Annotated in this window: 8 protein-coding genes; 4 read left to right on the plus strand and 4 right to left on the minus strand. The window is 31.5% G+C overall.

Annotated elements, in window-relative coordinates; genetic code table 11:
• Positions 1-138: 138 nt before the first annotated feature.
• The 4 genes from Q0K54_RS02160 to Q0K54_RS02175 all read right to left on the minus strand — a co-directional run bounded on the left by Q0K54_RS02160 (position 139) and on the right by Q0K54_RS02175 (position 7130).
• A complete protein-coding gene (locus Q0K54_RS02160; protein ID WP_294578202.1) occupies positions 139-1989 on the minus strand; it encodes an ABC transporter ATP-binding protein in 1851 nt (616 codons plus the stop codon).
• Positions 1982-4207 carry an ABC transporter ATP-binding protein gene (locus Q0K54_RS02165; protein WP_294578203.1) on the minus strand — a complete coding sequence of 742 codons (2226 nt, stop codon included), beginning with the start codon at positions 4205-4207 and terminating at the stop codon, positions 1982-1984. The genes Q0K54_RS02160 and Q0K54_RS02165 overlap by 8 nt, the downstream gene beginning before the upstream one ends.
• Positions 4208-4209: 2 nt before the next feature.
• Positions 4210-4659, minus strand: coding sequence for a MarR family winged helix-turn-helix transcriptional regulator (locus Q0K54_RS02170; protein ID WP_294578204.1), 450 nt, complete (start codon positions 4657-4659; stop codon positions 4210-4212).
• A 698-nt stretch (positions 4660-5357) separates the two neighbouring features.
• Positions 5358-7130, minus strand: a complete 1773-nt coding sequence (locus Q0K54_RS02175) for a glycoside hydrolase family 2 protein (protein WP_294578205.1) — start codon at positions 7128-7130, stop codon at positions 5358-5360.
• A gap of 160 nt (positions 7131-7290) precedes the next feature.
• Here Q0K54_RS02175 and pyrF point away from each other — a divergent pair, with 160 nt between their 5' ends.
• From pyrF to Q0K54_RS02195, 4 genes are all read left to right on the plus strand, one after another.
• Positions 7291-7998, plus strand: coding sequence for an orotidine-5'-phosphate decarboxylase (pyrF, locus tag Q0K54_RS02180; RefSeq protein WP_294578206.1), 708 nt, complete (start codon positions 7291-7293; stop codon positions 7996-7998).
• Between the two features lie 14 nt (positions 7999-8012).
• Positions 8013-8645, plus strand: coding sequence for an orotate phosphoribosyltransferase (gene pyrE / locus Q0K54_RS02185; protein WP_294578207.1), 633 nt, complete (start codon positions 8013-8015; stop codon positions 8643-8645).
• Between the two features lie 116 nt (positions 8646-8761).
• Positions 8762-9895: a glutamate 5-kinase gene (proB, locus tag Q0K54_RS02190; protein ID WP_294578208.1), complete on the plus strand. Its 1134-nt coding sequence runs from the start codon at positions 8762-8764 to the stop codon at positions 9893-9895.
• Positions 9892-11118, plus strand: coding sequence for a glutamate-5-semialdehyde dehydrogenase (locus Q0K54_RS02195; RefSeq protein ID WP_294578209.1), 1227 nt, complete (start codon positions 9892-9894; stop codon positions 11116-11118). The genes proB and Q0K54_RS02195 overlap by 4 nt, the downstream gene beginning before the upstream one ends.
• Positions 11119-11236 lie beyond the last annotated feature (118 nt).

The raw sequence follows: 11236 nt of genomic DNA on the forward strand, positions 1-11236 counted from the left end.
TATACCTTGACAGATGTAGTTTCAAGACTACACTTTTTGAGCTTGAGTAAATATTAAAAACCAGGAAAAATATATTTCCATACAATTCCTGGTTAAATATTGTCATCTTAACTTAATGACATTGCAGTTGCCTGTTTCTTATTCTTCACCACCTTCAAATTGTGAACGATATAAAGAAGCGTAAAAACCATTTTTAGCCAATAACGAATCATGGTTACCAAATTCAACAATATCACCATTATTCATTACAATAATTGTATCGGCATCTCTAATAGTTGATAAACGATGCGCAATTACAAAGCTAGTTCTTCCTTCCATTAATTTTTCCATTCCCTTTTGAATCAACACTTCAGTTCTGGTATCGACAGATGATGTTGCTTCATCTAAGATCAAGATTTTTGGATCTTTCAAGAATGCTCTGGCAATAGTTAATAATTGCTTTTGCCCCTGAGAAATATTTGAAGATTCTTCATTAATAACAGTATCATATCCATTTTCTAATGTTTGAATGAAATGATCAGCATAAGCAACCTGACAAGCATATTTTATTTCTTCATCAGTAGCATCTAATTTTCCATAAACTAAGTTTTCTCTGATCGTTCCATTAAACAACCAAGTATCTTGTAAAACCATTCCAAATAATGATCGTAAATCATGACGACTAAAATCACGAATATCTTTACCATCAACCATGATCGATCCTTTATTTAATTCATAAAAACGCATCAACAATTTAACTATCGTTGTTTTTCCAGCTCCAGTTGGTCCTACGATAGCTACTGTTTGTCCGGCATGGACATGTAAACTAAAATCATGAATGATTGTCTGGTCTTTTAAATAACCAAAGTTAACATCGGCAAAAGTTACTGAACCATCAATATTAGCAACTTCTTCTTTAGTAACTTTAGGAGTTTCCGGTTCTAATTCTTCTTCATCTAAGAATTCAAAAACCCTTTCTGCAGCAGCTGCGGTACTTTGAAGCATATTCATTGTTTGCGCTAATTGACTGATTGGCTGATTAAATTGACGAACATATTGAATGAATGCTTGAATATCACCAATTGTAATCGTGTTATTTCCAGCTAACATTCCTCCAAGTAAACAAACAGCGACATAACCTACATTTCCAACAAAGCCTGTAATTGGTTGCATCAAACCTGAGAAAAATTGTGACTTCCAGGCACTTTCATATAAAACATCATTATATTCATTGAACTGTTTAACACTGGCTTCTTCACCATTAAAAGCTTTAACAACGTTATGACCACCATACATTTCTTCAATATGACCATTGACATCACCTAAAGCACTTTGTTGTCTAGCAAAATATTTTTGTGAATGCTTCATGACAAAAGCAATTAAAATAATTGAAACTGGTAAAACACAAACGGCAATCAATGTCATAATTGGCGAAATCGATAACATCATAATAAAGATTCCAACCACAGTTACTGATGAAGTAATTACCTGTGACATACTTTGGTTTAATGATTGAGCAATTGTATCGATATCATTAGTAACCCTACTTAAAATATCACCACTAGTGTGACGGTCAAAATAACTAAGTGGCATCTTATCCATCTTAATTGAAATTGACGTTCTTAAATCATAAGCAACTTTTTGAGACACTGTTGAAGTAATAAATCCTTGAATATAACTAAATAAAGCACTAATTAAATATAAAACAACTAAGATCAAAATAATTTGACCAATATATTCAAAATCAATACCACCAGTGCCACTGACTTTAGCCATGATACCTTCACTTAATTTATCAGTTGCTTTTGCTAGGATTTTAGGCCCAACAATTGAAAATACTGTTGAAGCAGCTGCAAAAATAATAACAATTACTAACTTAAAATAATATGGTCGTAAATAACGGAATAACTTATTTAACGTTCCTTTAAAATCTTTAGCTTTTTCATTATTATGGCGATTATGGCCACCAGGTCTGAACTTAGGACCATTTCTTCTACTTTCATTACTCATGTCCTAATTCCTCCTTTGATAATTGTGAATAAGCAATTTCTTGATATACTTTACATGTTTTCATCAACTCATCATGAGTTCCTTTTCCAACAATTTTACCTTGATCTAAAACAATAATTTGTTGGGCATTCATGATTGAAGCAATTCTTTGTCCCACAATTAAAACCGTATTTTTCGTTTTAGCAATCATCTTATTTAACTCATGACGTAACTTGGCATCAGTTTTAAAATCCAAGGCTGAAAAACTATCATCAAAGATAAAGATTTCAGGATTTTTAGCTAAAGCTCGAGCAATAGCCAGACGTTGCTTTTGACCACCAGAGACGTTTGTACCACCTTGAGAAATCTCACTGTCCAACCGATCTTCTTTTTGATCAATAAACTCTTTAGCTTGAGCAACTTCAATTACTTTTTCAAGATCTTCATCACTGGCATCAGGTGCTCCATAAGTTAAATTTGATCTGATCGTACCAGAAAACAATAAGCCTTTTTGCGGTACTAAACCTATTTTTTCTCGTAAATCATGTTGTTTAACATCACGAATATCAACACCATCAATTTTAATACTTCCTTCGCTTACTTCATAAAACCGAGGAATTAAATTAATCAAAGTACTTTTACCAGACCCAGTTGAACCAATAAACGCTGTAGTTTCACCTGGTTTAGCTACGAAACTAACATTCTCTAATACAGCTTCATTAGCTCCTGGATATCTAAAGGTAACATTATTAAACTCAATTAATCCTTTTTTACTATCATCAAATTGTTTAGGTTCTTTTGGATCAACAATTTTAGGTTCCATTGAAAGAACTTCATAAACACGATCAGCAGCAACACTGGCACGTGGTAACATGATTGCAATTACGGCAATCATTAAAAATGACATGATGATTTGCATTGCATATTGCATAAAGGCCATCATTTGACCAATTGCGATATTACCTAAATCAATTTGTTTAGCTCCATAATAAACAATCAATAATGTAACAACATTAAAAATAAACATCATAATTGGCATCAACGAAACCATTGTCCGGTTAACAAATAAATTTACTCGCGTTAAATCACCATTAGCTTTTTCAAATCTTTCTTCACTGTGCTTTTCATTACCAAAAGCTCGAATAACTAACATTCCAGATAAATTTTCTCTCATTGTTAGATTTAAACGGTCAATTAAAGATTGAACAATCTTAAATTTAGGCATAACGATTGCAAAAGCTACTCCAATAACACCAAAAATAATAATTAAAACTAAACCAATGATCCATGTCATTGAAGGAGTATTACTAAAGGCCTTGATCAAAGCCCCAATTCCCATCATTGGCGCAAAACATACAATTCGTATAAACATCACGACAACCATCTGTACTTGCGTGATATCATTAGTAGTTCTAGTTATTAAAGAAGCGGTAGAAAATTTATTAAACTCTTCATTAGAAAAACTTTCAACTTTTTCAAAAACATCTCTTCTAAGTAACCGTGATACTCCAGCCCCAATACGACTAGCTAGAAAACCACAACCTACCGCACAAATAGTTCCAACTAATGCAATTGCCAGCATCTTAACACCAGATAATAAAATATAATTAGTTTGGACTTGATTAGTATCACAACCTAATTTTTCATATTCCGCTTTAACACCATTTCCAGCTGCAATTTTTAAAGTTGACTCACCCATAGTTTCCATTTGGGCATCAATATCGCTAAACATATTTTCTTTAGTTTCTTCATCCATCATTGCGATTAAATCATATGGTGTCATTCCTTGAGGTAATTGACCAAATTGTTGTTGATATTCTTCACTACTTGGATCCATACCATCAATTGATGTCACTAATAACATCGGCTTAACCATAATATCTTCTAAACGATCAAGTTCATCATCACTTAAATCTTGCAGCTGATAAACCCCATCTTCGATATTTGGAAATTGATCTAGAATATCTTGATCTAGATCATCAGCTGATACATAACTATAAGCATTTTTAAATTCACTTTGATCATCTTCATTAATTAACACTAATAAATGATCATACGTTTCCTGACTTAAAACATCACTTACAGCACTATCAAATCCTCCTGCCTGAATTCCGACAGAAACGATATCTGACATGTAATCGGGTAATGCTAATTCTGATTGTGATTGTAAAAAAAGTAAACCAACACAAAGTAGAATTGGAGCCCAAAACTTTTTAAAATAATGTTTTAACTTTAGCATTATTACTCTCCTTTACATCTTTTAATATTTTCTTTAACAGTTTCGATGACTTCATTTATTGCTGTCATCTGTTCCTTTGAAACACCACTGAACATTGCCATTGTTTTTTCAATGATAATTTCAGTAGCCGCATTATAAAAAGTTTCACCTTTTTCACTAATGCTGATAATATAATTTCTTTTATCGTGTTCGTCTTGAACCTTATTAATATAGCCTAATTTTTGAAGTCGCTGTAACCTGACTGATAATGTTGCTTTAGTTACATTTAACTTCTTAGCAAGGGTATTTTGATTAATGTTTTGATGATTTTTAATTGTTAATAATAATTTCGCCTGATCGGGAGAAATACCAATCTCTTCAGTCTTTTTAATCATCAGATAATGAATTGATTTTGTTAAACTTTTAAAATTATTGATCATCTTTTCGACATCATCAAAACTTACTTCACTCATACTAGCCTCCTTTATTTAAAATCGCTAACCAAATAGTTAGTGTACAAACCATTATAGTTAGTCGACTAACTATTGTCAACAAAAAAGATATCGAAAATTCGATATCTAACTACAAATCCGCTTAATTGCTAAGATGGCATTTGATACTATATGTCTATTTGCCAGGTTTATTTAAAATTGCATCCGAGATTTTAATTTTACCAACATCATCATGATTTAGTTGAATAATCTTACTAGAATTCATTTTTTGCATCTTAGCAACATTATTTAAATACTGTCTGGCCTAATTACTGATTGAACTCTTCTTAAAACAAAATAAGGAATAACTGCTTTCGTATTATCTCCATAGCTTTTAATTGATGAACTTCATTCATATTTATATCATTAGAATCTAAGATAATGATAAATACCGGAATCTTATTTAATAAACCACTATTATTTTATCTTTTTAAAACCGCTACACCACTAATTTCGCGTATCAAAACTTCAAACAAAATGGCACTAAATAGCTTGATTAATTTCATCGTCATCGATAATCACCAATAGATTAACTTCTTATAATTTTGATTTCATCGCTACTCTCCTTTATATAAAATCGCATATTTATCAAATTTTTTAGTATAGCAAAATTATATATATTTAACAAATTTTTACTCTTATAAACAAAAAGACTATGCATTTTGCATAATCTTTTAAAATTATTGTCCATTTGAATCCTTTTTCAACTTACAAACTTTACGATCATATGTCAATAAACCATTAATCTCATCTTCAATATCACTCAGTTGTGTATAAATAGCACCACATAACCCCTGATAAATCAATGGTTTGATCATCTGTTCAAACAGCAAGTGATAATTATTTTGATACTCATTAATATCTTCATAATTTTGATAACCATAAATTCGATTACTGCTGACATGATCTTTCACGCGATAAGTTAACCCGCCATATTCTGAAATGACAAAAGCCCTTTTATCTGCAATGATCTTGGGTTTATCAAAATAATGGTGTTCACTTCTAAAATCACCACATTTTTGATCAAACCAGCCACTGGCTGAATCGATTAAACGAGTTGGATCAACTTGTCTTAAATAATCAGTTAATTTGGCTGTTTCGAATTGACCCCAACCTTCATTAAATAATACCCAAGTTGAAATACAAGGAAAATGTGATAAATAATCAACCGTATTTTTGCATTCACGAATAAATTCCTGACGACTATTTTTATCAAATCTTGATAATAAATATTTATGTTTATCTGAAAAATTTTTCCGCATGCATTTAAATACCGTTGGTAGATAGGTGACTATTAATGGATGATAGCGAAAACCACTATTAACCATATCTTGCCAGACGATCATTCCTAAACGATCACAATGATAATACCATCTGGCTGCTTCGATTTTTATATGTTTTCGAATGGTGTTAAATCCTAATTCTTTCATCATTTTAATATCATATATTAACGCTTCATCACTTGGCGCCGTATATAAACCATCTGGCCAATAACCTTGATCTAACACTCCATTCATAAAAATTGGCTGATGATTTAAACAAATTCGAGGAATATTATTTTCATCGTTTTCAATTGTAAAACAGCGCATTGCAAAATAACTAGTAACTTCATCGTCCCTGGTAGTAATTTTAATATTATATAAATGGGGATTTTCAGGGCTCCAGGCAATTTTATTAGAAATTTTGATTGTCTGATTGATTACTTTTTTCGAGCTGGATACTTCAAGTTTATCTTGGCCATCAATTTCAATTATGATATTTTCATCAGTAGCCTGATTTAAAAAGATAGTTAGCAAAATTTGACTATGATCAAAATCTGGAACGATTTTTACATCCTTGATATACGTCAAAGGAACTTCTTCGATCCAGACCGTTTGCCAGATTCCACTTTGAGCGGTATAATACATTCCTCCTCTTTTTAACCGTTGTTTTCCTTTGGCATGATAACCATGCTCTGATTTATCTTGAACACAAACAGTAATATCATTGATGCCCTCTTGAACATATTTGGTAATATCAATTTCAAATGGTAAATAGCCACCGACATGGGTATAAATATTTTCCTGATTAATATAAATCTCAGCAATTTGATCAACGGCCCCAAAATGTAAAATTGTCTTTTTATTTTCTTTACGCTGCAATAAAATAAATTTTTGATACCATAAATATTCACCAGGTTTTAACTGAATATTAACTTTAGAAAGTGGCGCTTCTGGTGAAAAAGGAACCAGGATTTTTTCGTGAAAATATTGAGGAAAACATTTCGTTTCGGTTATCGAATATTGCCAAAAACCATTTAAATTCATAAAACTATCACGTTTTAAATATGGTCGTGGATATTCATCTAAAACATGTCGATAATCAACTTTTTCACCCCATTTAGTAGATAAAGGTATTAGAGGTTCTTGTTTGGAAAATATTTTTATGGTTTTAAGTGCATTTAATAAGTTCATAAATACCTCCTGATTGATTATTTTAATTATATTATACAATGCTTATGCTATATTTTGAAAGCTATTTATCCCAAGCTTTAAAAAAATAATTATAACTTAACTAAAAGTAATGGATAAATTAAAATATTTTGATATAATCTTAGTAACACGGGAGGTAGTTATGACAGAAAGTAGAATATGTATTGCATTAGATTTTCAAACTAAAGAAGAAGTAAAAGAATTCTTAGATAAATTTGGTGATGAAAAACTATATGTAAAAATTGGAATGGAACTATTTTATGGTGAAGGAATTGAAATGGTTAAAATGATCAAAGAAATGGGACACAATATTTTCTTAGATTTAAAATTACATGATATTCCTAATACTGTAAAAAGTGCAATGAAACAACTGGCAAAACTTGATGTTGATATGGTCAATGTTCATGCTTCAGGAAGTATTGCAATGATGAAAGCTGCAATCGAAGGATTAGAAGAAGGAAAAACTGGTGATAAAAGACCTTTATGTATTGCCGTAACTTGTTTGACTTCATTAGATCAAGCTGTTTTAGAAAATGAATTGCTTATCAATGAAAAATTAGAAAATGTCGTTTTAAAATGGGCAACAAATGCTAAAGAAGCTGGTTTAGATGGTGTTGTTTGTTCACCACTAGAATCTAAAATAATTCATGATAATTTAGGAACTGAATTTTTAACAGTAACACCAGGAATTAGATTAGCTGATGATAGCGTTAATGATCAAAAACGCGTTACTACTCCAGCGATGGCACGAGAATTGACTTCAAGCTATATCGTTGTTGGTAGAACAATTACTAGAGCTAAAGATCCATATGCAACTTACAAAAAAGTATATCAAGATTTTCAAGGGTAAAGGAGATAATGACAATGAAAAAATTAATTGCAAAAGATTTACTAGATATTAAAGCTGTATTTTTAAGACCAGATGAACCTTTTACTTGGGCTAGTGGCATCAAATCACCTATTTATTGTGATAACCGTTTAACTCTATCTTATCCTAAAGTTCGTAAAGATGTTGAAACTGGTTTAGCTAAATTAGTTCAAGAAAATTTTCCAGAAGCTGAAAGCTTAATGGGAACAGCAACAGCTGGAATTGCTCATGCAGCCCTAACTGCTGATATTTTAGATTTACCAATGGGTTATGTTCGTGGTGGTGCAAAAAGTCATGGACGTAATAACCGAATTGAAGGAATCGTAAAACCAGGAATGAAAGTAGTTGTAGTTGAAGATTTAATTTCTACCGGTGGCAGCTCACTTGAATGTGTTGAAGCCTTAAGAGAAGCTGGATGTGAAGTTATTGGAATGATTGCTATTTTTACATACGGTTTACCTAAAGCAACAACAAATTTTGAAGCAGCTAACTGTAAATTTGTAACATTAACTGACTATGATACTTTAATTGAAGTTGCTAAAGAACATAATTATATCAAAGAAGCTGATATGGAAAAACTTAAAGCTTGGAAACAAGATCCAAATGATGACAGCTGGATGACTAAATAATAATCTACAGGCACCAAACTGGTGCCTTTTTTCATCCCTGAATAAAAGTCCGAAATATTAGTTGTTAAAAAGTCATAAAACGATTATAATTAAGAAAATAATTACGGGGGTATTATATGCGAAATTTAAATCCTATCAAGAATCTAATCATCAAGATTGGTTCATCATCTTTATGTGATGATAATGGAAATATTGATCGAGAAAAAATCTTGAATCTAATCCAACAAATTGCATATATAAAAAGAAGGGGAATCAATATCACTTTAGTTAGTAGCGGGGCCATCAATGCTGGTGTCCATATTATGAATTTAAAAACGCGCCCTACTACCATTCCTCAAAAGCAGGCTTTAGCAGCTATTGGTCAAGCTTCACTAATGCAAATATATGAAGATATGTTTAGTTTGTTTAAATTAAAATGTGCGCAAATTTTATTAAATCATGATGATTTTGATGATCGTAAAAGATTATTAAATCTAAACAATGCCATTCAGGCCATCATCGATTATGATGTCGTACCCATCATTAATGAAAACGATACATTAGCCGTTGAAGAAATCAAAGTTGGTGACAACGACACTTTAGCATCGATGATCGTTCCTGCTGTTAATGGGGATTTAGTTATTATTGTCAGTGATATTGATGGATTATATGATGACAATCCCCATCTAAATAAAAATGCTAAATTAATCAGCAACGTCAATGGAATAACTCGTGAAATTGAAAATATGGCTAAAGATGCTTCTAGCAAAGTGGGAACTGGTGGGATGATTACTAAAATCAAAGCTGCTAAAATCTGCAATGAATTTGGTTGTGATCTGGCAATCGTTAATGGTAATCGCCCTAATGTCTTAATTGATTTATTAGATGGTCAGGAAGTTGGGACTTATTTTGACAGTTCTAAAGTTAGACACTTAAGCTCACGGCAACATTGGATCATGTATCGAAGTATGCCTAAAGGAAAAATAATCATTGATAACGGTGCTAAACAGGCTTTAGTTAATAAAAGAACTAGTTTGTTGCCAAAAGGGATCATTGATGTTACCGGTAATTTTTTAATGTCGCAAATAGTTGATATCGTTGACCAGCAAAATAATTTATTAGCTCGTGGAATGACGAATTATTCCAGCGATGAAATAAAATTAATTAAGGGATTAAATACTAGCGAAATAGAAAATGTTTTACATTATAAAGATTATGATGAAGTAGTTCATGCAAATAATTTAGTTTTAGTTAATGAGGTGAAAAAATGATAGAGGAACAATTAAAACTAGCTAAACAGGCTTGTCGTAAAATGCAGATTGTTGATCAAGATACTAAGATCAAAGCATTAAAAGCAATTAGTCAAAATCTATTAAATAATATTGATTATATTATTGGTGAAAATAGAAAAGATATTGCTAATGCTAAAAATAATGGTATCAGTGATGCTATGATCGATCGATTATTATTAAATGAACAAAGAGTTAAAAGCATTGCTGATGATGTATTAAAAGTGGCTAATTTACCTGATTGTATTGGTGAAGTCATCCGGGAAATCAAACGTCCTAATGGTTTAGTAATCAAACAAATTCGTATTCCAATTGGAGTTGTAGCCGTTGTTTATGAATCACGCCCTAATGTAACTGTTGATATTGCTTCAATTTGTATTAAAACTAATAATGTTTGTGTTTTAAAAGGTGGTAAAGAAGCTATTAATTCCAATCTAGCATTAGTCAAAGTAATTAATGAAGCTATAAAAAATATTTTACCTGAAAATGTTGTCAACTTAATTGAAAATAATGATCGCAGTATCGTAACTGAAGTTATCACTGCCAATGACTACGTTGATGTCATCATCCCACGCGGTGGTGCAGGTTTGATTCAACATGTCGTCAATAATGCTACGGTTCCAGTGATTGAAACTGGAGCTGGAATCTGTCATTTATATGTCGATAAAGATGCCAATTTGGATATGGCAGTAAAAATTGCTGTCAACGCTAAGATATCGCGTCCATCAGTTTGCAATGCTATTGAGACTATTTTAGTTCATCAAGATATTGCTAAAGACTTTTTAACACTATTAAAACCAGAATTTACAAATATCAAAATCTTTGGTGATCAAATTGCCTTACAATATTTAGGTGGTCAGCTAGCTACTGATGCTAACTATGCCAGTGAATATGATGATTATATTTGCAATATTAAAGTAGTTAAAAATATTGATGAAGCAATTGAACACATTTACAATTATTCTACGAAACATTCAGAATCAATTGTTACTGAAAATCAAGAAACAGCTAATTATTTCATTGATTCATTAGATTCTGCCTGTGTTTATCATAACGCCTCAACAAGATTTACTGATGGTGGTGAGTTTGGTTTTGGGGCTGAAGTTGGTATTAGTACTCAAAAGCTGCATGCTAGAGGACCAATTGGTCTAAAAGAGATGACTTCAACAAAATATGTTATCTATGGAAATGGTCAAATAAGATAAAGTCGATGCTCATCGGCTTTTTCTTTTTAAAAAAATTATCAAAACAAAAAAGGTATACCATAGCTGCAATATACTTATGATATACCTAATTTTATTTAGTTTATTAACCCATACGGTT

The organism is uncultured Thomasclavelia sp., assembly GCF_944324745.1.
GTDB lineage: Bacteria > Bacillota_I > Bacilli_A > Erysipelotrichales > Coprobacillaceae > Thomasclavelia.

Bases quoted from the DNA above. Each gene is read 5' to 3' on its own strand.
- proB (WP_294578208.1), top strand. From the start codon at position 8,762: ATGCGAAATTTAAATCCTATCAAGAATCTAATCATCAAGATTGGTTCA.
- Q0K54_RS02195 (WP_294578209.1), top strand. From the start codon at position 9,892: ATGATAGAGGAACAATTAAAACTAGCTAAACAGGCTTGTCGTAAAATG.
- pyrF (WP_294578206.1), top strand. From the start codon at position 7,291: ATGACAGAAAGTAGAATATGTATTGCATTAGATTTTCAAACTAAAGAA.
- Q0K54_RS02175 (WP_294578205.1), bottom strand. From the start codon at position 7,130: ATGAACTTATTAAATGCACTTAAAACCATAAAAATATTTTCCAAACAA.
- pyrE (WP_294578207.1), top strand. From the start codon at position 8,013: ATGAAAAAATTAATTGCAAAAGATTTACTAGATATTAAAGCTGTATTT.
- Q0K54_RS02165 (WP_294578203.1), bottom strand. From the start codon at position 4,207: ATGCTAAAGTTAAAACATTATTTTAAAAAGTTTTGGGCTCCAATTCTA.
- Q0K54_RS02170 (WP_294578204.1), bottom strand. From the start codon at position 4,659: ATGAGTGAAGTAAGTTTTGATGATGTCGAAAAGATGATCAATAATTTT.
- Q0K54_RS02160 (WP_294578202.1), bottom strand. From the start codon at position 1,989: ATGAGTAATGAAAGTAGAAGAAATGGTCCTAAGTTCAGACCTGGTGGC.